This is a genomic window from Clostridium sp. 10cd*, from assembly GCF_044336395.1.
In the GTDB taxonomy this organism is placed as follows: Bacteria; Bacillota_I; Bacilli_A; order Erysipelotrichales; family Erysipelotrichaceae; genus Clostridium_AQ; species Clostridium_AQ innocuum.
Genome location: NZ_CP172347.1, coordinates 593,154 through 620,059, shown reverse-complemented (window position 1 = coordinate 620,059; position 26,906 = coordinate 593,154). Strand labels below are relative to the sequence as shown.

Sequence of the window (26,906 nt, the reverse complement as noted above, 5' to 3'; positions counted from 1 at the left end):
CTATCCGTTCACATGAACACGAATGGTTCCGATTACCTTATTTCTGTAAAGATCCACCTTAACATCCGTATAGCCCAGAGAGGTGATGGCATCGTTATCGATGACCTTTCTCTTGTCCACATGAATTCCGTATGTTTCATGCAGCTGTGCAACAATCTGCTTTGTGGAAACACTACCGAACACACGTCCGCCTTCTCCTGTTTTCACATGGAATTCCAGCGTGATCTTCGCAAGCTGCTTTTTCAGGTCCTCTGCATCCGCTTCCTTCTGCTTTTCCTCCAGATCATGCTGTAGATTCTGCTCATCCAGAATCTCCATGCTTTTCTTTGTTGCCATTACCGCCAGGTTCTTATTCAGTAGAAAGTTTCTTCCGTAGCCGTCACTGACCTCTACGATATCCCCTTTCTTTCCCAGCTTCTTTACATCACTTAGCAGTATCACTTTCATCTTCGTCGTCCTCCTTGTTTTCTTCCAGATAGGTATCTATCATCTGTTTCAATTCTTCCTGTACGGCCTTCACCGTTGTTTGTTCTCTCTGCAGGGCAGCCATCGTGAAATGTCCGCCGCCATGCATATTCTCCATGATAATCTGTACGTTGATCTTCCCTTTACTGCGGGCAGATACCGCCACTTTGCCGTTTTCAATATTACCGATGACAAAGCTTGCCTCCATATCCTTGATATTCAGCAGGCTGTCTGCCACCTGAGACATCAGTGTACGGTTGATTACACGGTTGTTATCAACTGCGGCGATCAGAATACCATCCGCATATTGTCCTGCATATTTCATGATTTCCGTTTTTGCCTCGAAATCATCAAAATCCTCCTTCAGAAGATTCTCTGCCGTAATCGGGTCAACTCCCAGATTTTTCAGATAGGCAGCAGCTTCAAACGTACGGCTTCCGGTTCTCGTCTTAAAGCGGTTGGTATCCACCAGAATACCGACATACATCAGTGTTGCCTCTTCCTCACTCAGGTTTACCTTATTGTTCTGATAAGGCAGGAATTCGGTTGCCAGCTCACATACGGAGCTGGCACTCGATTCCACATACACCAGCAGCGGATTACCGATGAAGTCCTCACTTCTGCGGTGATGATCGATCACAACGATACGGTTAGCTGCCTCCAGTGTCTGCGGAGCTCCCGTCTGTTTTGGATTGTGATGATCGACGGCAATCAGTAAATCGTCGTTTTCTATCATTTTCGCGGCATCACCGTCACTGATAAAGCGGTGCCGTCCCTCCAGCTTCTCCCGGTACAGCATCAAAGCCTCCTGCAGCTGCGGTTCGATTCCACCGCCATCCGATACAACATATACTTCCTTGCCATAGGCAGCAGCCAGCCGTGACATACACAGCGCACTTCCCATGCAGTCAAAATCCATATTCTGATGACCGATGACAAACACCCGGTCGGCTTCCATAATGGCTTCCTTGATCGCCTGCGACATCACACGGACACGCACCTTGCTTCGTTTTTCACGTGCCTCACTGTTCCCACCGAAATATTTCACACTTTCGCCATACTTCTTGACAGCTGCCTGATCACCGCCCCGGCTCTGTGCCAGCTCCAGAAGATCATTCACCATCGTATCCAGCAGACGGAAATCATCCGTGCCACGGGCAAACGACATACTCAGCGTTATGGATACATCGATATCCTCAGCGTTTTTACGTATCGTATTCAGAATGTCAAATTTATCCTGTACGACCTGTTCGAAAATCGCCTCATTCAAAATGACGAGAAAGCGATCGGAGCGCAGACGCCGGATAAACATCCCGTAGCGGCCTGCCCATTCCACCAGTGGCTGACGCAGCTGTGTATTGATGGTTGCCATGGTTCCTTCATCCTCATACTGCTGAATTTCCATATAATTATCCAGCTGCAGCAATCCGGCAACGATACTGTCCTTCTTAAACCGCTCTGTTATGGTCTCCAGCTTGGTGATATCACGTACAAACAGCACCTGTCCGTTTTCCTTGCGGGCAATCTCATATACATATTCCCCATTCGGATCACTTGCCGTCAGCTCGTCCACAGAGCCGTTGAAAAGATCTGTAATCTCCGGAATCCAGCTGGTCAGCTTTTTTCCGACAACATTAACAGAGCGCTCCTCCAGAAACTCATTGATCCATGTCGCATTGTACTGCTCATCATACGTAATGATACCAACCTCGCCAAAGGACAGGGCATCCTTGGCGTCATGTCCCAGAATATGGGAGATATCGATATCCCGCTGTTCCTTATCACGCTCATACTTCAATACGATCCAAATGATGACAAGGATATTCAGAATCAGCAGAATCGTCATGGGCAGAATCTGAAGACCCGGAATTCCGGCCATATACAGCACAAACAATGCCGCAGCTTCCGCAATCAGTATAATTGCGATTTGAACCTTAAAATTTTCCAAACGATCCATTTATGACACCTCGTTTCATTTTATCTCTCAGCAGAAACAGGATATCCGCAATGCCGATTACGGCAATGACATCCTGTACATAGGGCACAAAGACTGCAATCATCAACAGCAACACAAATGCGCGCTTTCGTAACAGCACCAGCAGTCCCATGATACACATCGCTCCGCAGGCGATTGCATGGACCTTGCAGACAAGGTAGGCCCCCAGCAGTATCGTCGAAGCTTCCTGGTTTAATTTTAGCACATTTCCACTGTAAAATAGAACCCAAATGACAAGAATCAGCCATCCGTTCCATTTCGAAGCACGAATACTGAGAATATTGTTCATCGGATGCACCCTGATATGCAGCCGGGAAAGCAGGATGTTTCCAATCATATGGATGCACATCGTCTGCAGCACGCTCATGAGAACAGCTACCAGAACAACAATGATCGTTACGGTTTTCATGAGATCGATTCCGGTATGGATGTTCATAAGCTCCAGTATGGTTTTCACCAGCTCGATATCCTCTGCCGGATCATACCCGAATACAGCCGCAAGCAAAACGGTTGTGACCAGATAGGAAAAGAATGTGAAGATACCGCTGAAAACAAGCAGCGTACCGTTCTTCCAGCCTTTTCTCACCCCGCCACCATATACAAGTCCCACAACGATGCAGCTGAAGAGATAAAAGATCGTTGTCGGTGAGCTGATCATGAAGGAAAGCAGCAGCATACTGACAGAGGGAACCAGTGCATTGTGCACTCCGTATTTTGCCGTATAGACAAGAATGGGGAAGGTCAGTACCCAGTACATGAAATATTCCAGCATATTGCCAAGCTGCCGGTTGATAAACAGGACCAGTCCGACAATGGCGCACATCATTGCCCCTTCTGTTATCTTGCGTGTCTGCTTGTTCATATCATCTGCTTCCTTTCTTTCTTCATAGTGCCTCAGCAATGCTCCGTGCCGCCCTGTGCAGGGATACAGCTATGAAAAAACTCCATCCTGCGACAGATGGAGTGAATATGCGATATTATTCGCTTACGTAAGGCAGTAAAGCCATCTGGCGTGCACGCTTGATTGCAGTAGCCAGCATACGCTGATATTTTGCACGTGTACCTGTTACACGTCTTGGAATAATTTTTCCGTTTGCGGAAATGAATCTTTTCAATAATTCAATATCCTTGTAGTCGATGCTTTCAATTTTATTTTTCGTAAAGTAACATACTTTTTTACGTCCCATACGCTGTTTTTTGAATGCCATAGAAAATCTCCTTTCTACCATTAAAATGGTAAATCATCACTTGCGATATCCAGTGTATCGCTGCTTGTAAAGTCATTGGAGTAGGACTGGGAGCTGCTGTTGTCACTCTGGTAGCCCTGATTGCTTCCCTGATCATAATCAGGTACATAGGCATTGCTGTTCGCATTGCTTGCGGCAGCGCTTTTGCTTTCCAGAAACTGTACGCTGTCTGCGACAACTTCTGTTACATAAACGCGTTTCCCACTCTGATCATCATAGCTGCGTGTCTGGATTCTTCCTTCCACACCGACCAGTGATCCTTTATGTGTATACTGTGATACGATATCCGCTGTTTTATTCCAGGCAACCGTGTTGATGAAATCAGCGTCCGGCTGTCCCTCCTGCTTGAAACGGCGGGTACATGCTACAGTAAAAGAAACAACAGATGCACCGTTTGCAGTCTTACGCAAGACAGGATCTTTCGTTAAACGACCGACTAATACGACTCTATTGATCATATGTCCATCCTCCTAAGTCTTACTCTTCGTCCTGAGTTTTGATAATCATATAACGTACGATGCTGTGGTTGATACGTGCCAGACGCTCGAATTCGTGAATTCCTTCGTTGTTGGCAGTTGCATTTACGACAACATAGTAACCTTTTTTCATGTGATTGATTTCATACGCGAACTCTTTCACGCCCCATTCGTCTACCTTATCGATAGTACCCTCGTGGTCAGTAATAATCTTGTGGAAACTGTCCATCAGTTTAGTGCGTGCTGCATCATCCAGGGATGCGTTCACGATGTACATGATTTCGTATTTTTTCATTCTGTACACCTCCTCGTGGTCTTAAGGCCCTATATCCGTTATGTATAGAGCGGGGAGTAGAGATTTCTACCCGTCTATTGATTATAGCACGGGGAAGGGATGAAGTAAAGTGATAATTTGACTTTTTCCAGATGGCAGAGAGCTGCTGTTGTTTTATTTGAGCAAACAGATGGCAGATCGATAACACGCTGTGGTTATCCTTATATATAGGAATGTATTCATGGCGATATTTCTGATAGAATCACGTTTTAATTAGCGGGATAAGAAGGAAGTGAGCACATCAATTCATTGTAAAATGTATTGACTTCATACCATATAATGTTTATACTTTAAGTACTGAGACAAAAGGTCTGTAAAGACTGGAAAAGAGAGTGGACAGTTGGAGCCGTACACTCTCTTTTTTTTGGAGGTCTGAGACAAAAGGGGGTGTGTGATTTCTACATGCAGGATAAGGACTGCCGCAAAAATGAGATCAGTTACATAGCGTTGTTACCTGTGGCTCCGCCGCTCGATGAGATAGATCAGCGTCAGAAACATCAGGTACGCTATAATCTGATCCGTATGTACGCCCCCTTTCTTCAGCACACAGAACCTCATGCCCATACTGACACCTCCACTATTACATACGGATTTTTATGATCGAATTCCTAAATTTTACATCATTTCCTTAAAAATAACCTATATAAAAATTAGATAATCGTATAATGTAAAGTTTTTTCATTGATTTCAATTATAAGAATTCCTCACACAAGAAATACTTTTGTTATGTAACAGCTGATATTTTCAATGCGATACAGTTACACTATTTACCTGTTTTATTCTGTATCTACTTTGAGCTTTTATTTGCATCCCAATATGAAAATAACGTCCCGTTACATACCGGTTCTGAGTGCTATACTAAAGAAAAGAAAGAAGGGATTCGATGAAACTGCTGATTGGATCAGTTACGAAGTGTGAAGAAATTAAACTGGCAGTCCTGTCCATGGATTTACCGCTTATCTATCAGGGTAAGAAGGGACTGCAGATGGTTTTCGACTGTGCATCTGATGAGGATGAGAAAATTATTCTGAGAAAGGTAAAAGACGAATTGAAGCAGCTGCCGGAGCTTGGCGGCATCTTCTACAATGTGACATGTGGATAAGCAGATAGCCTGTAGCCTCACTTTACAGCACAAGAAAGGAAAGCACTTCTGATGAATTACAGAATCATGCTTTCCTTTTTCATACAGCTTAGTTTCTGTTTCTAATACTGTCCGCCCTGGCTTATGTTACACGTTGTCACATGTTCCTTATTTATCAAATAGAAGAATGCTCATTCTTCTGTTTTTCAACACAAGTCACTCTGGTTTTCGCAAGATAATCATGCAGTGCGCGATGCGAGTCTGTTTTCATTACAAGAATAAGGGATAACGCTGTAAGAATCATCCCTGCTATCTGCCAGTAATAATCTACATAATAGCTCAGTGACAGGGTCACCAGCTGCCGGATATAGTTTGATGCGACAAATGCTGCACCCTCCAGCAGGAAGCCGCCGATAACCTGCCGTTTTAACAGGGTAATCAAATCCACTGCTGTACCATCCGTTTTTTCCATGCGGTAACCGGCAACACGTTTTCCAAGTGTCTGCCCCGGCCAGATACGCCATGGAACATATACATAATAAAACAGCGCAAACAAAATACAGAGTGCTCCGGCAAGAAAGGCCCAGCTGCGTGCATAACCAAGTGATTCAAAAACATACAAGCCGCCAAACATATCCTGCTTTTTCGTTAATCCGCTATATAAAAGAACGGCAGGCAGTCCGGTAAAAATACCGCCGACTACCCAGTCAAGGATATAAGCACCAAAGCGTTTCGGTGTATCAACATCACACGGCGTATGATCGGTAATCGCATATAGCTTTGTATATAAACCTGTCATATTCAGCTGCATTTTCCTACCTCCTTTCTTCATACAGGGCATCCACTGCCTTCTTCATACGCTGCAGTCCCTCCAGAAGCTTGGCTCTTGGACACCCGCAATTCATACGCAGATAGCCCTTTCCATTACTGCCGTAGGTTTCTCCCTTCATGATAGCGACCTTACCGATATGCACCAGGGCTTCCTGCAGCTCCTCACTCGAAAACGGTACAGCTCTGACATCAATCCATGCAAGATATGTCGCCTGTGGCATAGCAAAGCGCATATCCGGGAAATGCTCCTTCACAAACTGTTCCACCAGCTCCATATTTCCGCGGATATAATCGCACAGCTGATCGACGTAATCGTCACATTCCGTATAGCCGACCATGGTCGCATGCATCCCGAAAATACTTGCGGAATTCAGGAAGTCGCGCTTTCTTGTCTGATACAGAAATTCATCCCGTACCGTTGCATCCGGAATCACCGCATAGGAGCCGATCAAGCCGGGAACATTCAAGGTTTTACTGCACGAGCTGACCAGAAACAATCTGTCATACTCCCCAATATACTCCAGAATCGGCGTATGCCTTCCTCTCAGCTGCATATCCATATGAATTTCATCCGATATGATGGCCGTTCCATGCGACTTACAGATCGATACCATTGTTTGCAGCTCCGCTGGACTCCACAGACGTCCGGTTGGATTGTGCGGAGAACATAACAGGAATATAGAACAACCTTTTATATCCTCTTCAAATTTGTCAAAGTCAATTTCAAAATCATGCTTTCCATGTACCAGATCATGACTGATGAGAATGCGTTCCTGATCCTCAATAACTGTGAAGAAGGAATCATACATGGGATTTAAGCTCAGAATACGATCCTTTGGTTTGGATAACAGCCGGATCAGAAGAGAGACGGAATACATGACACTGGGACTGTATAAAATCCAGTCTTCTTCCATGCGGCATTGAAAGCGCCGTTGAAAGTATCCGGTAATACTCCCCTTAAAATCGTGATGATTCCATCTGGTATAGCCGTAGATTTCGTGCTGTGCCACCTTTTGAATCGTATCGCTGATCGGCTTGGGAATCCGAAAGTCCGTATCGGAAATAGAAAACGGAAGCAGGTCTTTCTCCCCAAAACGGTCTTCGATATAATCCCACTGTGTACAATAGGTACCCCTGCGCTCGATCACTTCATCAAAATCATACTTCATGTGCTGCATCCTCCTTCAGAATCAAAAGCTCTTTGCTTGTCTTATTCATCACTGTACCGATACCGTTTCTGATTACCACATCATCCTCTATACGGATTCCACCGATGCCGGGCAGATAGATTCCGGGTTCACAGGACATCATCATGCCTTCCTGCAGAATGACAGAGCCTGTTTCATTCAAAATCGGATATTCACAGCCGTCGCCAATTCCAAGACCATGCCCCAGACCGTGTGTAAAATAGTCTCCGTATCCCTCACGGGTAATGACAGACCTTGCGGCGTTGTCTACCTGCTTTGCCACTGCCCCCTGCTTTATTGCACGGATACCTGCGAGCTGTGCCTCCAGTACAATATGGTAGATGCTTGCAATTTTCGGCTGCGGCTTCCCGATAAAGCAGACTCTGGTCATATCAGACTGATAGTTTTTATACTGAATACCGAAGTCCATAAGAATCGGCTCATGCGCACGGATTTTCCTTCCTGTCGGACGTCCATGCGGCAGGGCACTGCGTTCTCCTGTTCCTACGATTGTTTCAAAGGACATCTGTGCAGCTCCGGCGGATATTGCATAATACTGCAGCAGTGCAGATATTTCATATTCACTCATACCGATATGCAGATGATGGATGACTCTTTGATAAATATCATCCGTAATATCCACTGCCTCCTGCATAAGACGCTGTTCCTCTTCATCCTTGCAGATGCGAAGCATATGAATTTCCTCATCCAGCAAACGAATCTCAACACCGAGAGCCTCCATGCGCCAGTATTCCTTCACCAGTTGCTGCGAGCTCTCCACCCCCATGCTTGTACAGGCATGCTTGTGCAGCAGCTCTTCAACAACGCCAAGATATCCGTTTCCACCGGTATGCGGCATATGCTGGACAATCTGTAAGTCATGCTCCCGCTCGTTTGCCTCTACCAGATAACGTCCATCGACTATCAGGTATCCCTGATCCCTCATAAGCAGAATCTGACAGCCGCTTCCAGTCAGTGTGTCCATATACTTTTTCATTGTTTTACTTTTGATCAGCAATGCATCCAGCTTCTGCTCCCGCAGAAATGCTTGCAGCTTTCCTAAGCGCTTCGCCATTGCACAGCACCCCTTTCCTCTATTTGTTAAATAAGGCAGACCTGCGCCTGCCTTATCCTACGGTTGCCTTTAGAAATCCAGATCCAGATCGTTCAGCAATGCTTCATCCTCTGCGGAGATAGCACTCTTCTGTGCTTCCACAGCCTTTTCATTCTCCAGCTCACGTTTCTCGTACAGCTTGAAGAACGGATACCACAGAGCGATGGAGCCTAGCATCTGTATGGCATTAACGACGATGGTTCTCCAGTCCAGATTGACCAGATAGCCCTCCAGGAAGACACCGACATACGGTGGATTGAAGACCGGCATATTCAGCAGTCCCATATCCATCAGCCAGTGCGGGAAGGTTCCAAGAATTGCCCCACCGATGACATAAGGGATAAAGAACAGCGGATTCAATACGATTGGCGCTCCAAACAGAATCGGTTCATTGATACCGAACAATGCAGGAATCAAGGCAACACGGCCGATTTTCTTCTGTGCCGCCGCCTTTGAGAAGATGCACCAGAATACCAGACCGAAGGTGACACCGGTTCCTGTGAAGTTTGCGAAGGCAGAGATCGCTCCACCGGTATAGAAATGCTCCAGCGGCAGATGTGCCTTGTAGTTGGCGATATTGTCAGCCAGAAACTGTGTGGAGATCGGGCTGGTAATCGGACTAAGTACGGATGGATGAATACCGAAGAAGAACAGCAGACAGCTCATCATCTGCAGGAAGGTGAATGCCAGCGGGTTATCCATGGAGCCTACCAGCGGTGCCAGAAGATTGGTGAAGATCATCGGCGGTATGGTTTCAAATACGTTCACACATACGACACGGATAATCAGGAAGAATCCGATAACGATAACAGAAATCGGAATCATTTCAAAGGAACGTGATACAAAATCAGGTACGGACTCCGGCATTTTGATAGTAAAATGCTTTTTAATACACCAGCGATACAGCTCTACCGCAATAATGGTCGCAAACATAGCGGCAAACAGCCCCTTGGTACCCAGATAGGTTCCGGAAATGCCACCGTCCTCCGTATATTCAACTGCCATCATTAGGAAGGCGATAATTCCCATACTCATACAGCCGGGAACATCCAGCTTATAGGAATTTGCCAAATGGTAGGCGATAATAGCCGTCACATACAAGGACATCAGACTCATTCCGACATTGAACGGAATATAAATGATGTCCAGATTTGCAGTGATCCACTGCGATATTGGATTCTCAGTTCCGATCATATTCGGAATCGCTTCCGGAATCAGACAGAAGCTTCCGATAATCAGTAACGGTGTCATCGCTACCATTGCTTTCTTGATTGCGCTCAGATGCACCTGTTTATCCATCTTATTGGCGATCGGAGTCAGATATTTATTCATAAATGCCTCAAATTTATCAAACATGTTTCCACTCTCGCTTTCTTTTTTATAATTCCCCTCAGAATTATTTCTGCATATCTGCTTTTTTTCTTGCGATCAATGCCATTTTCATAACCGTGGCTCCATCCATTTTTCCATACGTATCCTTGTCTACGATAACATAAGGAATATGGTACGGATCGATGATCGGCTTGATGTAGTCGATTTTGTGTGCAATCTGCGGTCCGATGACAAGCACATCCATACCTTCCACTTCACTCTGCAGTAAATCTACCGGTATAGCAGTGAATTGGAAATCATCGATATTCAGCTTGGCACTGTCCTTCACAGTTTTCTTCATGCTGTCCATCAGCATGGTTGTGGAGAAGCCTCCTGCACAGCACAATACGATTTTCATGTTATTTACCCTCCTTTGCCTCAAATACATTTATCATTTCCTCAATCAGATCTCTCGCTAATTGAGAAGTCATATAATGGTCCTGCGCATGAACCATCAACAACCCGATTTCCGGTTTCTCATCACTGTCACTCATTTCTGCAGTGATGAGCTTTGTCTGGATTTTGTGTGCCTCCAGATCTATCTTTCTCGCCTGGGCAAGCAGTTCGCGTGCCTCATCGTAACGGCTTTCCTTTACCATTTTCAAAGCCTCAAATGCTTTCGCCTTACTATCTCCGGCAGCAGAAATCATGCCTACGATTTCCTGTTCCAACTGATTCATTTCGTCTCCTCCTCGTTAATATGCAGTAAATGCTTCCATTCTCTCTTTCGTTAATGCTTTCGCCAGCTGTACAACCAGCTCTATCGTATGATCCAGATCCCGTGTATCCACCAGACTCCAAGAACCGTGGCAGTAGCGAAGCGGTATTCCGATGACCATAGCAAGTGTGCCGCTGCGGCTGATTCCCGCATTGCCGGCGTCGGTACCTCCACCGCTGAACATATCACACTGATAAGGGATATCATGTGTCTGTGCAATCTCTTTGACAAACGCCAGCAGCTTTTCATTCGGTGCCAGTGTTTTATCGTAATGCACCAGCATGCAGCCCTTTCCCAGCCTGCGGTGGTTGGTATAGTTTCTCGACAGCTCCGGATGATTCGCCACATCGAGTGCGAATACAAGATCGGGTTCTTCCTTATATACTGCTGTTTTCCCTCCGCGCACACCAACCTCTTCACTGCTGGTTGCACACAGGATGATTTCATTTTCCAATGACAGCTCATGAAGTCGCTTCATCGCCTGTGCCAGCACATAGCAGCCGCTTCGATCATCCATCGCCTTGCCGGCATATACATGATCCTGATTGAAGGGATGCGCATTGCTGTCAAAGCAGACCACATTGCCGATTTCCACACCAAGTGCCGCGACCTCCTCCCGAGCGTCACAGCCAAGATCCACATACAGCTCCCTGACATGGTGATTCTCATCCGTTGTGATGTTCAGAATACCGGATACCTTTGATCCGCTAGCCGTCGTAATTCTGACCTTCTGCATTTCCATGCTTTTCTGCTGGACGCCGCCCAGCGCAATCAGATACACAAAGCCGATATCCGATATATGCCGCACAAGAAAGCCGACCTCATCCATATGGGCGCAAAACATGATTTTCAGCGGTTTTTCAGCTGTCCCCTTTTTGTGAAAGGAAATGCTGCCCAGCGTATCGTACGTGATTTCATCACTGTATGCGGACAATTCCTCCTTCAATATGGCACGTACCTCCCCCTCTTTGGAAGCAACCGCATCCGCATTGGACAGGCGTACCAGTAGCTCTTCTTTCATATACTTCCTCCATCCAGTTCCTTCATAACAATCAACAGCTCCTCCAGTGTCCGACTGCTTAACACCCGCTCCAGACGCTTTTCGTCCTTCATGAGCTGATACAGCTTCCGGGTGATATCCTTGTGCATCTCATAGCTGCTTCTTGTCAGTGATATCATAAAGATAATGCGCACCTCTTTGCCCTCATGCAGCAGCGGCTTATGCAAAATACAGACCGATATCATATTCTTTTCCGCGAGGATCTGAATCGGATGCGGAATAGCAACACCATGTGCGTAGACGGTGCTCATATAGGACTCGCGTTCCATGACATAATCCGCATAATGCGCACCTCCATAGCCGCAGGTTTCCAGCTGGTCCGCCATCTGCTTCAGCAGATGCAGATAGTCCGTTTCCTCACTGATCTGAAAGAAATCACGGCTGAACAGGGAATACATATAGGAATCCACATCGGCTATGCTCAGGGAATCACAGTTATCAAACTGCAGCACCTGCCGGATACGTATCAGATCCTGATCATCCAGCAGCTCCTTGATATAGATGATCGGAGCACTGAACTCCCGGTTTAAAGGGACGATGGTAAAAATCAGATCCGGCTGAAACGCTGCCAGCTCCTCCAGCTGAAGAAAGCTGAAGGTTTCCACCTCTGCCTTGACAAACAGCGATTCTATCTGCAGCTTGATCAGGTATGCACTGCCCCCGCCGGTGGAGCAGACAACACCGATGCGGTTAAACCGCCGGATACGCAGCTCCCGTTCCTTTTCCATGTGCGCCGCAAAATGTGTCGCAACAAAGCCGACCTCATCGTGTGTCGCTTCCACATCGTATTTCTCTTTCAGCATATCCGCAAAGCGTATGGCAATGTTGAAGATCATCGGATAGCGAATACAAATTTCACTGATCAGATTATTCTTATACGATATTTTCTGATGCAGCCGGTCGATCAATAGGGATACATGGGTAAGCAGTGAAGTTTTAAACACCTCATCCTCACTGAATTCTGTGCCATATACCTCATCGCATTCCTGCAGGAACTGATCGATATCGGCACGCAGACTTACACTGAAGGAGCTGGCGGGCACCATCTGCCGGATATTAATCCGCAGCACCTCAAGAAACTGCTGACAGGTCTTTTTCGATATGCCATATGTGAATAAGCCTTCGACGGTCTGTATGACCTGTGCCCCGACCCGTTCACATGCATCCTTACCCTCGTCTGGATGATATCGTTTCTCTTTTTGAATCTGTGCCAGATACAGCGTGACCTTCAGCCATACCATAACATTTTTCAATTCGTTATAATTGATATTGAGATGCTCCCGCTCAATGCTGTGTACCAGTACCTCATGAATCCGGCTAAAGGAAGCCTCCTCCTTTTCCAGCTCCTGTGTGATAAAGGTATTCCCATCAAAATACAGCTCGCACATCAGCTTTCTGATATGCTGTGTATCTCCACGGATGCGGATGCCGTAATGACTTTTCTTTTCCAGCTGCAACTGATGGACCTGCAGCTGCTTTTCCACTTCCTGTAAATCCTTTTTTACTGAGGTGCGGCTGATTTGAAACTGCTCTGCCATACGATCCATGGAAACATAGCTTTCCTGCAATGTCAGATACGCCATCATGTTCTTGACACGGTCCTTCATATCAAACATGGTTTCATGCTCGAGTGATTTCATGAATTCATCCAGCAGACGGTCATTGATTACTTCAAGCAGATATCCGTTCCCCCTGCGCATGTGCAGCTGATACCCGTTTCTTGAAGAAATCTGTATCAGATATGACAGGTCATTCTGTATCGTTCTTCTGGATACATCATATCGCTTCATGAAATATTCCATGGGCAGGTATTCCTTCATTGTCAGAAAGTCTTTCATTATGGAATATAATCTCATACAGGATTCTCCTTTCTTGTTTTCGGTATCGCTTACATCCACATTATAAGATTGCTTTCACATTAAGAACAGATTAACAATTACGCCTGAATGTGCAAATAAAATCGTAAAGTGCTGCTATGATAACGGATGTAAAAGATACAGGGATAATAGTAACATATAGATAAATGCTTCGTTCCCGCCATCTTTATCGGTGCAGAATGTCCTTACCGATATGGAACTGTGAATCTTTACGTTAATTTTTCCGTTTCCGTATCCTCTTTTTCCTAAAGTATTGCATGTTTTTTCAGAAACAATTAGTATATTATTGAAGTGAGTGTACACAAGAAGAGCAACAGCAATGAAGTGTCACCGTATCATGAAAGCAATGAGTTTTTTCAAACTGTCCTGCTGTTTCTCAAAAGCTTATGTTTCATATGGAGGTATGCATGATGACAGATAACGAAAGAAAGCGTTTAAGAGAATTAAACAGCAAAAACGAAGAATTCAACAAACGATTATATGAGAATGCGAGAAGCTATGCAAAAGGCTTGTTTGCGCTCAGCATACTGGCATTGCTAATTCTGCTATTATATTTGTTATTATAAGCGATATGAAATTCTTGAATTCTTTGCCTATAAGCTTAACCAGTATATAATATGTTATTTCCTATAAACCTGGATTTTAAGCGACATCCGCAATAATCCAAGATATAAAAAGAAGTCATGTAACTGATATTCATAACAGTGTTTACATGACTTTCTTATAATTTTATTTTACCACGACTGCCTAAAAGGACACACTATTTGTGTGTCCATGTAGTTTTCACTAAATCCTTCAGCTGAAGCTTTACACTTGATTGTCCCGCAACCAGAGCTTTGCTTAAACGGAAGCCGTATTCATCCTTATTCTTTGTTTTATTGACGCTCAGATACATCCATGGAAGCTCCTGCATACCGCTGTCAAGGATAACATTTACACTACCCTCGAGCTCATAAGCCTTATGCTTTTTTTCTATGTCATGGGAAACAACAGAGACAATACTTCCGCCCTGTGTGCTGAATTCCCCGCTTGCCTCAAAATAGATGAGATAGGCATCGGTTTCTTCCTCCACATCCGAAAGATAGATCGTATTTCCTTCACTCTCATATACCTTTTGTCCCTCGTTGGAGGACACATCCTTCAGCTGGAAGGTATACACAGCCTCTTCTTTTATTTCCTGCTGTATCGTACGATAATTGCTGGATTCCTGCAGATAGCCCATTGCCTTACGCTGATCGTCGATTGCCACACTGCGGCTGATGGCATAAAAGCTAATCATAATGATTACAGCCACCAGTATACTTATCACCGCACGGTTTCCGGCCTTGCTTTTTTTGTTTTTCAACAGCAGCGGCTCCGGTACATTGCGCACAATCCCATTGATAAAGGCTGTTTCATCCCCATTGTAAATATCCTGCGGCTGCAGGCTTCGCAGCTGGGCAGTATACAGCTGATTCGCAATGTCATGCAGCTCCACATTCAGATAGCTGCTCTCTCTTATTTTTTTAAGAAGTCGATTTTGTATTTTCCTGTATTCCTGCAGGTATTCCTGTTCCAGCAGGTCCAGTATTTCATTATTTTCCATGTTTATGACCTCTTTCCTGTCCTATTATAGTATATCATATGAATCCGATTGCGTGAGCATTTATACGATAACAAATACACCGTAAAATTACAATGTTTTTTCTATGAAAAATTATGGAAAAGTATACTTTCATGGGTTATGTATCCATTTCCCGGGGAATATCTTTTTGTACAATCCTGTTTGTCCCAGCTTTGAACATCCAATCCTTTTCATTTTTTTAACATTTACCTCTGAACCAAACAGGCGTATAATAAGATACAAATATCAAAGGGGTAGTAGAATGAATAAAGAGAAGTCAAAAAACAGAGGTTTGATGACTGAGGGAGTCATCTGGAAGGAAATTCTGCTGTTTTCCATACCACTGCTGCTGGGAAATCTGTTTCAGCAGCTGTATAATGCAGTGGATTCCGTTGTTGTGGGGAATTATATCGGGGCACAGGCACTTGCGGCTGTAGGCTCCAGTGCGCCTGTCATCAATTTACTTGTCAGCTTTTTCATGGGACTTGCGGTTGGGGCCGGCGTCATCATCTCCCGCTATTTCGGGGCAAGAAAAAAAGAAGAACTGCACATCGCCGTGCATACCTCGCTGGCACTGACCTTTGCGGCAGGTCTTGTCATGACGCTGATTGGCGTACTTATTTCTCCTTATGTACTGCAATGGGTAGGAACACCAAGTGATGTCATGGAAAGCTCCGTGCTGTATCTGCGTATTTATTTTCTGGGCATTTTATCTGTGATGGTTTACAACATGGGAAGCGGTATCCTGCGGGCAGTGGGTGATTCCAGAAATCCGCTGTACTTTCTGATCGTGTCTTCCGTCACCAACATTATTCTGGATATGCTGTTCGTCATCGTCTTTCACATGGGAATTGCCGGAGTCGGATGGGCCACGCTGATTGCACAGACCATCAGTGCTGTATTAACCATGCTTCTGCTTATGCGTACCAAAGAAGAATACCAGGTAAAGCTGAAGCATATCCGCTTTCACAAGCATATGCTTTATGAAATTGTCCGACTGGGACTTCCCAGCGGTTTGCAGAATGCCATCGTTTCCTTTTCCAATGTTATCGTGCAAAGCAACATCAACGCCTTCGGTTCTCTGGCAATGGCAGGCTGCGGCTCCTACACCAAGATCGACGGCTTTGCCATACTTCCGGTTATGAGCTATTCCATGGCACTGACCACGTTTACCGGACAGAATATGGGGGCTAAAAAATATGACCGGGTAAAGCAGGGCGCAAAGACCGGCATTCTCATGAGTGTCATAACGATTGTCTGCATTTCTGCCCTGCTGCTGATGTTAGGTCCTAACGTTCTTGCGATTTTCTCCAGTGATCCGACAGTGATCAATTATGGACTGTATATGATGCATGTACTCGCACCGGGCTATATCTTCCTGGCAATATCCCATGCCTTTAACGGTATCATTCGTGGCGCAGGCATCACGACAGTGCCTATGATCGTTATGGTCACATGCTGGTGCGGGCTGCGTATGGCATGGATTCTAACCAGTGTACCGTTGTTTCATGATATCGGTGTCGTCTTTATGGGATGGCCGCTGACCTGGATTGCCAGTGCCCTATGGCTGTTCCTGTATTATCGTAAGGGAAAATGGATGACACGCTATGATTCTTAAAGACAGATAAAAACCATCGATGAACCAGAATATTCGATGGCTTTTTACTATATTTATGCTGTATGTGCCGGCTGCTTTTGTGACTGCGGTCTGCGTCTGCGGTTGTTCCGCTTTGGTGTAGCTGCCGATGTTTGCGTCTTCATTGCAGCACTGCGGTTCTCACTTCGATTGGATACGGAAGGCTTCGCTGCGGGTTTCTGCCTTCTTCTATTCTGCGACTGTGCAGATGCCGCAGGCTCCAGATTACGCATTGGAAACTCGCGGTCCTCCACAACCGGTATGTGCATACGAATCAGCTTTTCGATATTCTTTACATACTCTGCTTCATTGCAGTCAGAGAATGCAATGGCACAGCCCTGTCTGCCGGCTCTGCCGGTACGTCCAATGCGATGTACATATACTTCAGCCTCATTGGGGATATCAAAGTTAAATACATGACTCAGCTCCTGAACATCGATTCCTCTTGCGGCGATGTCTGTAGCAACAAGTACCCGGCTTTTTCCTTCCTTGAATTGCAGCAATGCCTGCTGACGCGCATTCTGAGATTTATTTCCATGAATCACACCGGTTGTTACACCGTTTTCATTCAGATACTTTGCCAGACGGTTTGCATTGCTTTTCGTCCTTGTGAATACAAGTGCATTTTGTACGCGGTTCTTCTGTAAAAGCTTTAACAGCAGGCGTTTTTTGTTTGCTTTGTCCACATAATACAGACTCTGATCGATCTTTTCCACTGTAGTTGATGCCGGTGTCACCTCAATGCTGACAAGCTCATGCAGTAAGGACTGGGCAAGTTTACGGATTTCTGAAGGCATGGTGGCACTGAAAAACAATGTCTGCTTCCTTTTGGGCAGCTTTGCGATAATCCGCTTTACATCCGGAAGAAATCCCATATCCAGCATACGGTCTGCTTCATCCAGTATGAAGATTTCAATATGGCTGATGTCAATTATGCCCTGTTGAATCAGATCATTCAATCGACCGGGTGTTGCGACCAGAATATCCACTCCGGCCTTCAAAATACGTTCCTGCGGCTTCTGCGGTACACCGCCAAAGATGACGGCACTGCGTATTGTTGTATATTGGGCATACGCTGTGATGTTTTCCTGAATCTGTATGGCAAGCTCTCTGGTCGGTGTTACGATTAGGGAGCGGATGCTTTGTTTATAATGCTTCTTTAACAATTGAATTGTCGGAATGGAAAATGCTGCTGTTTTTCCGGTACCGGTCTGTGCACAGCCGAGAATGTCACGACCCTGCAAAGCGTAGGGTATCGCCTGTTCCTGAATTGGTGTGGGATCAACATATCCCTGTTCTTTAACAGCCTTTAAAATAGGCTCTGTTATATGTAATGTTTGAAATTTCATGTTCTCTTCTTTCTATCAGGCATGAAAAAGCGATACTTATTGTTCATCCCTAAGTATCGCGTTAGCCTTGAATTTAAGCAACCTCATCATAACACACTTTGTTGCAGAACAGAAGATTTTTTTGAAATTTCACAAAGATTCACATAGAAACATGTGCTTTGTATATCTATGCTTTACCAAACGTGAGTGAGTATTTATATTTTTCTGCACGGTAATAGGAGCGAACATATTCTACAGGTTTTCCGCTCTGATCCAGAGAAGTTCTCGTTCTCAGCAGCAATGCCGTGTGCTCTGCGACCTGCAGTTCACTACTGATAGGAGCATGTGCATAGCCAACCTCAATATCCTCATACACGCTTGTGATACGAATACCTTTTTCACGTTCAAGATATTCATATAAAGAAGATCGATATACATTCTCGTCGACAGACAGATTCAAAGCTGCAGGAAGATAAGAAGTTATGGAGCATAGCGGCTCCTGATTTACATAATACACACGATGCAGTCTTAAAACATTCACGCCTTCCTCAATTTGCAGTGCATTAGCGATATCCTCTCCAGCCTTGACAATCGTCACTTCCACAGAATGAATGTTGTATTGAATACCTTTATTTCGCATTTCCTGTGAAAAATTCGTAACCTCATTCAGACTCTCCGTAATTTTTGGATAAATCACTCTTGTTCCCTTTGAGCGTTCCTTCACAACATACCCCTCTGCAACCAATGCATCTATAGCAAGGCGTATTGTCATACGGCTGACACCGAAAATTTCCTGAAGCTGCTTTTCTGTAGGTATCGTTTCATTGAGCCGATATACCCCGTTTTTAATATCATTCAGGATTATTTGTTTAATCTGACTATACAGAGGCATTGATCCAGCATCTTGGTTCAATTTAATTTTTTCCATGATACCACCACCTGTATATCATTATATCATTTCAATATCCCAAGCGAAACATATTATCGCTGATTTTCCGGTAAATCTTTTTTCAAAAAGCCAATCATCGCTGCTGTAACCACAGTTCCAATCAGAATAGCAAGGAAGAACATAAACACATTTGATACGACTGGTGTAACGAAGATGCCGCCATGAGGAGCAGGCACTCCGACATTGAACAGCATGGACAGCGCCCCAGTTATTCCCGCTCCGGTGATAATAGAAGGTATGATAACCTTCGGATCGGCGGCTGCATATGGTATTGCGCCTTCACAAATGAAGGACAGTCCCATAATGTAATTAGCCTTTGCGGCATCGCGCTGCTCCGCATTGAATTTCTTCTTGAATATTGTCGCTGCCAGAGCTACACCGACTGCCGGCACCATGCCGCTGGTCATGACAGCACCCATAATTTCCGTATTTCCTGCCTCCAGCATAGCAATGCTAAACGCATAAGCTGCCTTGTTAATTGGCCCGCCAAGATCAGCAGCCATCATCATTCCAAGAACAAGCCCGAGCAGTATTTTATTCGTTCCGCCTAAGCCATTCAAGAAATTTGTAATCAGTACATTCACTTCACTCATAACAGGATTCAGACATACAACAATCAACATTCCAACGACAAATACACTAATGAGCGGATACAGGAGAACCGGCTTTATACCATCCAATGATTTTGGTAATGGCTTTAAAAGCTTTTTCAAGCCCAATACAACATAACCGGCAAGAAATCCGGACACCAGAGCGCCAAGAAATCCACTGCCTCCGTTATATGCAAGCATACCGCCTACAAGACCTGGAGCCAATCCGGGACGATCTGCAATACTGTAAGAAATATAGCCAGCGAGTATAGGAAGCATCAGGCCAAATGCCGCATCTCCAACCTGCTTGATCCAGGCCGCAAGCTGATTAAATTGCTCACTATCTGCAGAAGCGGAGTTTATGCCCCACAGAAAAGAGATAGCAATCAGAATACCGCCTCCAACAACAAGAGGAATCATGTTGGATACACCACTCATCAAATGCGTATAAATGCCATGTGCTCCACCCTGGATATTGACCGCTTCTTCTTTTTCCGCTTCAAACAACGGTGCCTTCAAAGCCTGTGCGATCATTGCTTCCGGTTCCTTGATTCCCTGTGAAACAGTTGTTTGATAAACACGTTTTCCGTGAAAACGTGTCATAGCAACCTTAGTATCCGCGGCAATCAAAATAGCATCAGCCTCTTGTATTTCCTTCTGCGTAAGCACATTCTCTGCCCCGGAAGAACCGTTTGTTTCTACTTTAATTTCATAATGCATCGCTTTAGCAGCTTTTTCTATATTTTCTGCAGCCATGTAGGTATGTGCAATTCCTGTCGGACATGCTGTTACAGCCAGCAGCTTTCCTTTACTCTCCATTTTCGTTATCCCTTTCTCTTTCCACTCGGATATTATATGATACAATGCATCTACATCGGAGGCTTCAAGCAGATGTTTTCGGAAATCGTCATCCATCAGCTTTCGGCTCAGCTCTGCCAGAAAATTCAGGTGCTTTGCACTTGCATGTTCAGGTACGGCTATCATAAATATTAGCCTCACGCTGTCTCCCTCTATGCTTTCATATGCAATCGGTGTTTCTGATTTTAAAAATACTACAATTGGTCGGGTGATAAATTCCTTTTGTACATGAGGAATAGCAACATCGTTTCCCACTCCGGTTACAGACAGCTGTTCCCTTGACCACAGTGCCTGTTCAAATGCCTCCTGATGCTTAGCGTCAATTTCCTTTTGAGATACCATGTATTCCGCAAGATAGTGAAATAGCTGTTCTTTGTTTTGAATGTTCTTCGTGATGATGATATTTTTTCTTTCAATGGTTTCTTTCATATGATTACCTCACTTGAATTTGCGTTTGTTTCAACGCTTCATACAACTGCATTCCTCCCTCATGATTACCCCATAATTCATGTAGACCTGCCAATAATTCCTGCTGTGACAGCGGATGCTTTCTCAGCATATTCTCTGAACATATCAAATGATTCAAAAACTGTATACCTTCATCAATATTCGTGCCATTCTTCCGAAGCTGTAACAGCGGCTGTACAAAACGCTCCTCGATAGTAAGCTTTGTCCATAGGTTTCTTGCGACAGAGTGCAAATCTCTTGGTATACTTGGATTTGAAAGCCGTTGCTGATAGCGATTAAACCACATATCAGATTCTTCTGGCTCAATGCCATAGGTTTGATGAAGCAGCTTCATCAGCAGTTTCATATAAGGTAGCACCTCCTTTTGTATGGCTTCATCCTGAGCCGCTTCATACAGATATGTTTTTCCCTTTGCCAGTGCGAGAAAGGAAATGGCATCCGCATAAGAATTGAGAAGATAACGTTTACGATAAAAATGTCCTCTGATATTGTCCGTACTATTAATCAAAGCTATTCTGGTATCCGCAGTAACATGTTTATCAACACTGCATTCATGAAAGGTTTCGGTAGTGACTTCAAAGTTTTGGTCTGCTGCACAGATTCGATCGACAATCGTATCCGGTATCTGAACCTCATTCAAGCGACATCTTTCATCATCATTCCTGGCGAAGGATAACAATAATTCCCTGAAGTAAGAGCCAACCCCCTCTACATTTTCACAGCAGATCACACAACGTTGCTTGTTGTTTTGATTTCCCCATGCTTCACATATAACAGGAGCAACATATTTCAGATTTTCTCTGCGAACAGATGTAGTTACAGTTGCCGCCTCCCGCAGCCATTCCAGAAGTTTGTTTTTCTCCTTCACGGGAGAACAGGCATCCAGAATCCTGATAAATACATCTCTGGACTCCTCATCACGAATATGAAGTGTATATCCATTATTTTGATTGAATTGCGTCAGAAGCGTTTCATTTGTTTCTGCCAGTACGACCTGTTTCCCGCTTTCACTCAGAAGCGGTACGACCAGTCCTCTGCCTAATGCACCTGCCCCAAAATGTACAACCATGTTTTCTTTCATTTCATTCTCCCTTCTCTTCTGTTGACAGACAATCAGATTGCCCAAATGCATAATACAACAACTTTTCCGCAGTACGATCCCAGCCGTAGCTTGCGACATAGGCTGCCAGCTTTTCATCTATACGATCCAGCTGAGATAAAGCAATAAGCGGCAAATGCTCCAGCTGAGGATATAGGATGACCTTACCGGGATATATCCCCTGTGCTACCTGAATGAGCGCTTCCTTAACCGCATTCATTCCTGCCACAGCCACCACGTTGCAATCCGGATTTATAGATTTATTCTCAACACGCTTCAGTACTGCAAGCTCATCCTGAACAGTAGACCCACTGCTTGCCAGTATTCTGGCTCCATGCGTCACTACCGCTCCCAGCGGCAGTTCTGTAAAATTGCCGTAGCTGGTACCGGAGAACAGATACAGCTTGCCGTTCTTTTTTAGAAAGCAGAGCCCTTTTTCAATCGGGTCAGTACCCGGCGCACTGATAACAACATCATCGAAACCAGCGGGAGCTGCCTGTTGAAGCTTTATTTTCCAATCCGATTCATCCGTTGCTATACCAAGCAGTTTTTTACCATTGCGGTACGCTATATCCGAAAAATCATCCAAAAGTACCTCAAGTCTTGCACGCCCTCTTGCAGTCACTGCAATCAATGATGGTCCATCACTTTTCATCAGAGCCCGCAAGGTGTGGATACGCCCCATAGCACCGGCTCCCCCCATAACGAGTAGTGAGCCTTCAGGTTTCAACTCATGGGTGAGTCGTTCTTTCTCAAAAGCCTTTGATAGTCGTTTTGTCATTGTTCCTAAAAAGCTGATTCTGCTGTAATGGATTTGCGCAATATCGCAGGATACCATCTGGTTGCTGCTTTTATCCGCCAGCCAGCAGAACACTGCATCATTACATAAATGTGCAATGATTTCTTCCAGAATCTCAGTGGTTGGATTCCCCAAAATCAGCACATCCTCAAAACCACCACTGAAGAATGCTTTTGCCTCCTGCAAAGAATTCGTTTCTAACGCACAGGCTACCTCCAGCTTATTGGCAGTGTTTGTACACAGGCAGATACGCTTATGCCATAAATCCATATCCAGATCATAGTAGCTGATATCATCTGCCGCATAAATCAACAGACCTTTATCTGCAGCGAAGTGCTCTCGTGCAAACGGACGATAAATGGCTTCCACACAGGCATTCGGCTCAAGCTGTGCAATGGAGGCGTAGCTGATAGATTCCTTTACGGGAAAAATCGTAACACCATGATCAGAGTTAAAAACAGATTCGTGCAGCAGCATATACGTTTGCATACCGCCTTCTACATTCACTCCAATACAGTAGCGAAGCTGTTCCTTATATACATCCGGCTGAATGCCAACACGCATTCCCGGCCTCCAGTCATTTTTCAAATTTGCGCCTGCCTGTACAATAGTTAAAGACAGCTCATGTCCCAGAATTGCTGGGTTTTCCTGAAAATTTCTATCCTTGAATAACGGATATTTATTTCCCATGCGAATCATTTTGATATCGGATGCACAAATCGCTACAGCATCAATCCGGGCCAATACCTCATCCGGCTTTGGCTGCATCTTTTCCTCTTCAATCCATGTATCCTGAATACCGAAGGATGCCATTCCCTGTCCCAAGTAATACCAAACCTTATTTTTCATATCCATATTTCCTTTCCATTTCTACCTGCCATTTATTAGAAGCATAGAGCTACGCATTGCCAATGTACCTTTGTTTGAATCAAACACGTCTTTAATCACTGCATTGGTTATAACGTTATATTCTTTATACTTTCATTATAACGTTATGATGTATTTTGTCAATTCTTTTTTATTAAATTATTGATTACTATGCACAATGATGTAATACATTACAAAATAAAGGTCATGGAGCATCATAAATTTTTAGTAACAACGTGTTAATTGTCATACAAAAAAAAGGCACACATTATATGGCCCCTTTGAAGTATGATTGAGTCTTGAAAGAGATTTTTTTCAAGACTGTAATATATCAGCGTCAGCTCGTCAATGAAATCCATTATTTTAATTCTTTAAGGTCTTCTTTAAAATACTCTGTGATGAACAATTCATATTTCATTTGAATTATATATTCCGCAATACAGCCTGCTAGGGAAACAGATTCAAATCACCATTGCTAAAACCAGTTTTCAATTCCTAATACCCAAATTCTTCACAAGTATATAAGACACAAAAAGGTTCGCACGATAATTTTATCCTGCGAACCTTTTTATCAGATTCAATATTTCCTACCTTAACACATATTCCTTCAAAAACCGACTGACTCCCTGCTCCGTATTCGGCTTTGCGATATAATCCGCCATTTCCTTTACCTCTGACTGACCATTTTCCATACAAACACTGATTCCGGCTGTGGAAAACATTGTCGCATCATTGAAGTTATCACCAAACACCATCGTCTGCTTCGGCTGTACATGCAGCAGCTCCATCAGTCGTACCAGCGTCTTTCCCTTTGTCGCATCCACATGCGTGATCGTGTATACATCATCCTCACTGCGTACAGCATGCAGGCTTTCACAATGCGCATTGATCGTATGCAAAACAGGCTCCATCACATTCGCATTCTTTGCGACCATAACCACCTTGAAGATAGCATGCCCCAGCATATCCCGATAATCGACTGCCTGCTTCATCCTTGTTTTTCCACGCAGCCGGTTCAGAAAGAACTGGAGCCGCGCATCCTGCAGTGTGGTTGTAAAAACAACATCGTCTGTGTAAGCAATACATGGAATATCCTGTTGCTGCAGCTGCTGAAAAGCAAATGCCAGCTCTTCAGATTCCATGCTTTTCTCATAGATGCAGGCATCTCCCTGAAACATATTCGCCCCATTATTTGCGATAAAGGGAAGCTGCAGGGACAGCTCCTTCAGATATGGCTGCATAATATGAATATTGCGCCCGCTTGCCAGTGTGAACATGATATCGCGTTTCTCCAATTCCTTTATCACATCAACGATTCCGGCATCCAACTGCTTTTCATCATCCAGCAGTGTGCCATCCAAATCGGCAACAATCAGCCGAAGATCTGCAAAGCTGCTCATACAAAGACCTGATCCAGCTTATCACGCAGGAAGGCAGAGGCATGCGTGCATACCTTTTGCCAATCTGAATTTCCCGTGTACCAAAATTCCCCTACAAACATCCGTACACCCTGCTGCTTCAGCTCTCTTATGTTTTCCACAAACTCCGTATGACCACTGCCAAACGGTATTTCACGATAATGACCGGGAATAGTTTCCTTTAAATGTGCCGCCACGATATGACCCTTTCCCGTCCGGATATCTTCGTTTACATCCTTCCCGTAAAGCAGACTCGCATTTTTCAAATTTCCCATATCCGGATATACGCCAAGATATGGAGAAGCAGCCTGTTGAACATAGTGCATGCTTTTTTCCACCGTATCCATAAACGGTGTTTCCATCGTCTCAAAGCCCAGCAGGATTCCCTTTTTCGCTGCCAGCTCCACACAATGTCTCAGGTTGCGGATGAAATTCTGCCTTGTCTGTTCGTTGCCCTCTTCATAGTATACATCATAGCCTGCCAACTGTATGATACGGATTCCCAAATCGTCTGCCAGCTGTACAGCAGCCTCCATGATTTGAAGAGCCTTTTTTTGTATATGTTCATCCGGGTGTCCCAGAGGATACTTACGGTGTCCACTCAGACACATGGAATGAATCCGCACACCGGTTTCCTCCATGGCCCGCACAATAGCCTCACGCTCTTCCTTGGTATATTGCAGCCGTGCAAGCTTTTCGTCGCTCTCGTCGACACTCATTTCAAGATAATCAAAGCCGAATTCTCTGCATAGCTGCAGTTTTTCCTTCCATGTCAGGGTATTTGGCATAGATTTCTCATACTGTCCCAGCTCATATGCTCTCATGAGGAGCTCCCCTGTCCATAGTAGGCATTGGGACCATGCTTGCGCTTGAAGTGCTTATCCAGCAATACCTGCTGCATCGGCTGTGCACTTCCATTTTGCAGCATCACACTCACAAATGCCATAGCGGCGCACTCCTCCATCACAACGGCATTATGCACTGCCTCAAACGGATCCTTTCCCCAGCTGAACGGTCCATGGCTGTGTACCAGCACCCCCGGCATACTGTTTGGATCAATATTTTTCTGCTTGAAGGTCTCCACGATTACATGTCCGGTTTCCAGCTCATATTCTCCATGGATTTCCGCCTCACTCATTTGTCTTGTACAGGGGATATCTCCATAAAAATAATCCGCCTGCGTCGTTCCCAGCGCAGGGATCGCTTTACCTGCCTGTGCAAATGCCGTAGCCCAGCGGGAATGCGTATGCACAGCTCCTCCGATATCTGGGAAGTTCTTATAAAACTCAAGATGTGTCATCAGATCACTGCTCGGCTTTAGCTTTCCCTCCACCACATTTCCTTCCAAATCACATAAAACGATATCCTCAGCACTCATGTCATCATACTCCACACCACTTGGCTTGATCGCAATCATGCCCTGCTCACGGTCGATTCCCGATACATTTCCCCACGTAAAGGTAATCAGTCCATGCTTGGGAAGCAGCAGATTTGCCTCCAGTACCCTCTTTTTCAGTTCTTCCAGCATCGTATA

At 44.8% G+C, this 26,906-nt stretch carries 26 protein-coding genes; 3 read left to right on the top strand and 23 right to left on the bottom strand.

The genetic code is table 11. The annotated features are described in order from the left end of the window. The 6 genes from rplI to rpsF all read right to left on the bottom strand — a co-directional run bounded on the left by rplI (position 1) and on the right by rpsF (position 4,479). Positions 1–447 (bottom strand): 50S ribosomal protein L9, encoded by a 447-nt coding sequence (gene rplI, locus ACG3M1_RS03185; RefSeq protein WP_002607231.1) that lies wholly within the window; start codon positions 445–447, stop codon positions 1–3. Beyond that, the gene (locus ACG3M1_RS03180; protein WP_009269840.1) at positions 425–2,422 is read right to left on the bottom strand and encodes a DHH family phosphoesterase; all 1,998 of its coding nucleotides are present in this window, start codon (positions 2,420–2,422) and stop codon (positions 425–427) included. Before ACG3M1_RS03180 ends, rplI begins: the two co-directional genes overlap by 23 nt. Beyond that, the gene (locus ACG3M1_RS03175; RefSeq protein ID WP_008818449.1) at positions 2,400–3,323 is read right to left on the bottom strand and encodes a DUF2232 domain-containing protein; all 924 of its coding nucleotides are present in this window, start codon (positions 3,321–3,323) and stop codon (positions 2,400–2,402) included. Before ACG3M1_RS03175 ends, ACG3M1_RS03180 begins: the two co-directional genes overlap by 23 nt. A gap of 115 nt (positions 3,324–3,438) precedes the next feature. Further along, positions 3,439–3,669, bottom strand: coding sequence for a 30S ribosomal protein S18 (gene rpsR / locus ACG3M1_RS03170; protein WP_002607228.1), 231 nt, complete (start codon positions 3,667–3,669; stop codon positions 3,439–3,441). Positions 3,670–3,689: 20 nt separating this feature from the next. Beyond that, complete coding sequence (locus tag ACG3M1_RS03165; protein ID WP_002607227.1) at positions 3,690–4,166, bottom strand: single-stranded DNA-binding protein; 477 nt, start codon at positions 4,164–4,166, stop codon at positions 3,690–3,692. A 19-nt stretch (positions 4,167–4,185) separates the two neighbouring features. Next, complete coding sequence (gene rpsF / locus ACG3M1_RS03160) at positions 4,186–4,479, bottom strand: 30S ribosomal protein S6 (RefSeq protein ID WP_002607226.1); 294 nt, start codon at positions 4,477–4,479, stop codon at positions 4,186–4,188. Positions 4,480–5,401: 922 nt separating this feature from the next. Here rpsF and ACG3M1_RS03155 point away from each other — a divergent pair. Further along, complete coding sequence (locus ACG3M1_RS03155; RefSeq protein WP_008818447.1) at positions 5,402–5,620, top strand: hypothetical protein; 219 nt, start codon at positions 5,402–5,404, stop codon at positions 5,618–5,620. Positions 5,621–5,774: 154 nt separating this feature from the next. Here ACG3M1_RS03155 and ACG3M1_RS03150 read toward each other — a convergent pair whose 3' ends face one another. The 8 genes from ACG3M1_RS03150 to ACG3M1_RS03115 form a co-directional block, all read right to left on the bottom strand. Continuing rightward, complete coding sequence (locus ACG3M1_RS03150) at positions 5,775–6,410, bottom strand: RDD family protein (protein ID WP_395814928.1); 636 nt, start codon at positions 6,408–6,410, stop codon at positions 5,775–5,777. A gap of 4 nt (positions 6,411–6,414) precedes the next feature. Next, a complete protein-coding gene (locus ACG3M1_RS03145) occupies positions 6,415–7,599 on the bottom strand; it encodes a MalY/PatB family protein (RefSeq protein WP_021419613.1) in 1,185 nt (394 codons plus the stop codon). Further along, positions 7,589–8,692 carry a M24 family metallopeptidase gene (locus tag ACG3M1_RS03140; protein WP_055200897.1) on the bottom strand — a complete coding sequence of 368 codons (1,104 nt, stop codon included), beginning with the start codon at positions 8,690–8,692 and terminating at the stop codon, positions 7,589–7,591. Before ACG3M1_RS03140 ends, ACG3M1_RS03145 begins: the two co-directional genes overlap by 11 nt. 69 nt (positions 8,693–8,761) lie before the next feature. Next, a complete protein-coding gene (locus tag ACG3M1_RS03135; RefSeq protein WP_008818443.1) occupies positions 8,762–10,087 on the bottom strand; it encodes a PTS sugar transporter subunit IIC in 1,326 nt (441 codons plus the stop codon). Positions 10,088–10,127: 40 nt separating this feature from the next. Beyond that, complete coding sequence (locus tag ACG3M1_RS03130) at positions 10,128–10,460, bottom strand: PTS sugar transporter subunit IIB (RefSeq protein ID WP_002607219.1); 333 nt, start codon at positions 10,458–10,460, stop codon at positions 10,128–10,130. Position 10,461: 1 nt separating this feature from the next. Further along, on the bottom strand, positions 10,462–10,782 hold the full coding sequence (locus ACG3M1_RS03125) for a PTS lactose/cellobiose transporter subunit IIA (protein WP_008818442.1): 321 nt from the start codon (positions 10,780–10,782) through the stop codon (positions 10,462–10,464). Between the two features lie 15 nt (positions 10,783–10,797). After that, a complete protein-coding gene (gene ypdE / locus ACG3M1_RS03120; protein ID WP_009270675.1) occupies positions 10,798–11,841 on the bottom strand; it encodes an aminopeptidase in 1,044 nt (347 codons plus the stop codon). Beyond that, positions 11,838–13,736, bottom strand: coding sequence for a BglG family transcription antiterminator (locus ACG3M1_RS03115; protein ID WP_008818440.1), 1,899 nt, complete (start codon positions 13,734–13,736; stop codon positions 11,838–11,840). Before ACG3M1_RS03115 ends, ypdE begins: the two co-directional genes overlap by 4 nt. A gap of 428 nt (positions 13,737–14,164) precedes the next feature. On the opposite strand from ACG3M1_RS03115, the gene ACG3M1_RS03110 reads away from it, so the two are divergent. Then, a complete protein-coding gene (locus ACG3M1_RS03110) occupies positions 14,165–14,323 on the top strand; it encodes a hypothetical protein (protein WP_008818439.1) in 159 nt (52 codons plus the stop codon). Between the two features lie 194 nt (positions 14,324–14,517). On the opposite strand, the gene ACG3M1_RS03105 is transcribed toward ACG3M1_RS03110, so the two are convergent. Beyond that, positions 14,518–15,342, bottom strand: a complete 825-nt coding sequence (locus ACG3M1_RS03105) for a hypothetical protein (protein ID WP_008818438.1) — start codon at positions 15,340–15,342, stop codon at positions 14,518–14,520. Positions 15,343–15,622: 280 nt separating this feature from the next. Here ACG3M1_RS03105 and ACG3M1_RS03100 point away from each other — a divergent pair, with 280 nt between their 5' ends. Further along, complete coding sequence (locus ACG3M1_RS03100; RefSeq protein ID WP_008818437.1) at positions 15,623–16,978, top strand: MATE family efflux transporter; 1,356 nt, start codon at positions 15,623–15,625, stop codon at positions 16,976–16,978. A gap of 53 nt (positions 16,979–17,031) precedes the next feature. On the opposite strand, the gene ACG3M1_RS03095 is transcribed toward ACG3M1_RS03100, so the two are convergent. The 8 genes from ACG3M1_RS03095 to araD all read right to left on the bottom strand — a co-directional run bounded on the left by ACG3M1_RS03095 (position 17,032) and on the right by araD (position 26,900). Beyond that, positions 17,032–18,345 carry a DEAD/DEAH box helicase gene (locus ACG3M1_RS03095; RefSeq protein WP_008818436.1) on the bottom strand — a complete coding sequence of 438 codons (1,314 nt, stop codon included), beginning with the start codon at positions 18,343–18,345 and terminating at the stop codon, positions 17,032–17,034. Positions 18,346–18,511: 166 nt separating this feature from the next. After that, complete coding sequence (locus ACG3M1_RS03090) at positions 18,512–19,252, bottom strand: GntR family transcriptional regulator (protein ID WP_008818435.1); 741 nt, start codon at positions 19,250–19,252, stop codon at positions 18,512–18,514. Positions 19,253–19,305: 53 nt separating this feature from the next. Beyond that, positions 19,306–21,150: a PTS fructose transporter subunit IIABC gene (locus ACG3M1_RS03085; protein ID WP_009270676.1), complete on the bottom strand. Its 1,845-nt coding sequence runs from the start codon at positions 21,148–21,150 to the stop codon at positions 19,306–19,308. 4 nt (positions 21,151–21,154) lie between these two features. Continuing rightward, positions 21,155–22,270: a hypothetical protein gene (locus tag ACG3M1_RS03080; protein WP_022300010.1), complete on the bottom strand. Its 1,116-nt coding sequence runs from the start codon at positions 22,268–22,270 to the stop codon at positions 21,155–21,157. 1 nt (position 22,271) lies between these two features. Then, complete coding sequence (locus tag ACG3M1_RS03075; RefSeq protein WP_242408730.1) at positions 22,272–23,936, bottom strand: alcohol dehydrogenase catalytic domain-containing protein; 1,665 nt, start codon at positions 23,934–23,936, stop codon at positions 22,272–22,274. 605 nt (positions 23,937–24,541) lie between these two features. Continuing rightward, positions 24,542–25,354, bottom strand: coding sequence for a Cof-type HAD-IIB family hydrolase (locus ACG3M1_RS03070; RefSeq protein WP_008818431.1), 813 nt, complete (start codon positions 25,352–25,354; stop codon positions 24,542–24,544). Next, complete coding sequence (locus tag ACG3M1_RS03065) at positions 25,351–26,196, bottom strand: L-ribulose-5-phosphate 3-epimerase (RefSeq protein ID WP_021419622.1); 846 nt, start codon at positions 26,194–26,196, stop codon at positions 25,351–25,353. The genes ACG3M1_RS03070 and ACG3M1_RS03065 overlap by 4 nt, the downstream gene beginning before the upstream one ends. After that, complete coding sequence (gene araD, locus ACG3M1_RS03060; protein ID WP_008818429.1) at positions 26,193–26,900, bottom strand: L-ribulose-5-phosphate 4-epimerase; 708 nt, start codon at positions 26,898–26,900, stop codon at positions 26,193–26,195. Before araD ends, ACG3M1_RS03065 begins: the two co-directional genes overlap by 4 nt. Between the last annotated feature and the right edge of the window lie 6 nt (positions 26,901–26,906).

Coding starts and splice junctions, on each gene's coding strand:
- rplI (WP_002607231.1), bottom strand. CDS start 447: ATGAAAGTGATACTGCTAAGTGATGTAAAGAAGCTGGGAAAGAAAGGG.
- ACG3M1_RS03180 (WP_009269840.1), bottom strand. CDS start 2,422: ATGGATCGTTTGGAAAATTTTAAGGTTCAAATCGCAATTATACTGATT.
- ACG3M1_RS03175 (WP_008818449.1), bottom strand. CDS start 3,323: ATGAACAAGCAGACACGCAAGATAACAGAAGGGGCAATGATGTGCGCC.
- rpsR (WP_002607228.1), bottom strand. CDS start 3,669: ATGGCATTCAAAAAACAGCGTATGGGACGTAAAAAAGTATGTTACTTT.
- ACG3M1_RS03165 (WP_002607227.1), bottom strand. CDS start 4,166: ATGATCAATAGAGTCGTATTAGTCGGTCGTTTAACGAAAGATCCTGTC.
- rpsF (WP_002607226.1), bottom strand. CDS start 4,479: ATGAAAAAATACGAAATCATGTACATCGTGAACGCATCCCTGGATGAT.
- ACG3M1_RS03155 (WP_008818447.1), top strand. CDS start 5,402: ATGAAACTGCTGATTGGATCAGTTACGAAGTGTGAAGAAATTAAACTG.
- ACG3M1_RS03150 (WP_395814928.1), bottom strand. CDS start 6,410: ATGCAGCTGAATATGACAGGTTTATATACAAAGCTATATGCGATTACC.
- ACG3M1_RS03145 (WP_021419613.1), bottom strand. CDS start 7,599: ATGAAGTATGATTTTGATGAAGTGATCGAGCGCAGGGGTACCTATTGT.
- ACG3M1_RS03140 (WP_055200897.1), bottom strand. CDS start 8,692: ATGGCGAAGCGCTTAGGAAAGCTGCAAGCATTTCTGCGGGAGCAGAAG.
- ACG3M1_RS03135 (WP_008818443.1), bottom strand. CDS start 10,087: ATGTTTGATAAATTTGAGGCATTTATGAATAAATATCTGACTCCGATC.
- ACG3M1_RS03130 (WP_002607219.1), bottom strand. CDS start 10,460: ATGAAAATCGTATTGTGCTGTGCAGGAGGCTTCTCCACAACCATGCTG.
- ACG3M1_RS03125 (WP_008818442.1), bottom strand. CDS start 10,782: ATGAATCAGTTGGAACAGGAAATCGTAGGCATGATTTCTGCTGCCGGA.
- ypdE (WP_009270675.1), bottom strand. CDS start 11,841: ATGAAAGAAGAGCTACTGGTACGCCTGTCCAATGCGGATGCGGTTGCT.
- ACG3M1_RS03115 (WP_008818440.1), bottom strand. CDS start 13,736: ATGAGATTATATTCCATAATGAAAGACTTTCTGACAATGAAGGAATAC.
- ACG3M1_RS03110 (WP_008818439.1), top strand. CDS start 14,165: ATGATGACAGATAACGAAAGAAAGCGTTTAAGAGAATTAAACAGCAAA.
- ACG3M1_RS03105 (WP_008818438.1), bottom strand. CDS start 15,342: ATGGAAAATAATGAAATACTGGACCTGCTGGAACAGGAATACCTGCAG.
- ACG3M1_RS03100 (WP_008818437.1), top strand. CDS start 15,623: ATGAATAAAGAGAAGTCAAAAAACAGAGGTTTGATGACTGAGGGAGTC.
- ACG3M1_RS03095 (WP_008818436.1), bottom strand. CDS start 18,345: ATGAAATTTCAAACATTACATATAACAGAGCCTATTTTAAAGGCTGTT.
- ACG3M1_RS03090 (WP_008818435.1), bottom strand. CDS start 19,252: ATGGAAAAAATTAAATTGAACCAAGATGCTGGATCAATGCCTCTGTAT.
- ACG3M1_RS03085 (WP_009270676.1), bottom strand. CDS start 21,150: ATGAAAGAAACCATTGAAAGAAAAAATATCATCATCACGAAGAACATT.
- ACG3M1_RS03080 (WP_022300010.1), bottom strand. CDS start 22,270: ATGAAAGAAAACATGGTTGTACATTTTGGGGCAGGTGCATTAGGCAGA.
- ACG3M1_RS03075 (WP_242408730.1), bottom strand. CDS start 23,936: ATGAAAAATAAGGTTTGGTATTACTTGGGACAGGGAATGGCATCCTTC.
- ACG3M1_RS03070 (WP_008818431.1), bottom strand. CDS start 25,354: ATGAGCAGCTTTGCAGATCTTCGGCTGATTGTTGCCGATTTGGATGGC.
- ACG3M1_RS03065 (WP_021419622.1), bottom strand. CDS start 26,196: ATGAGAGCATATGAGCTGGGACAGTATGAGAAATCTATGCCAAATACC.
- araD (WP_008818429.1), bottom strand. CDS start 26,900: ATGCTGGAAGAACTGAAAAAGAGGGTACTGGAGGCAAATCTGCTGCTT.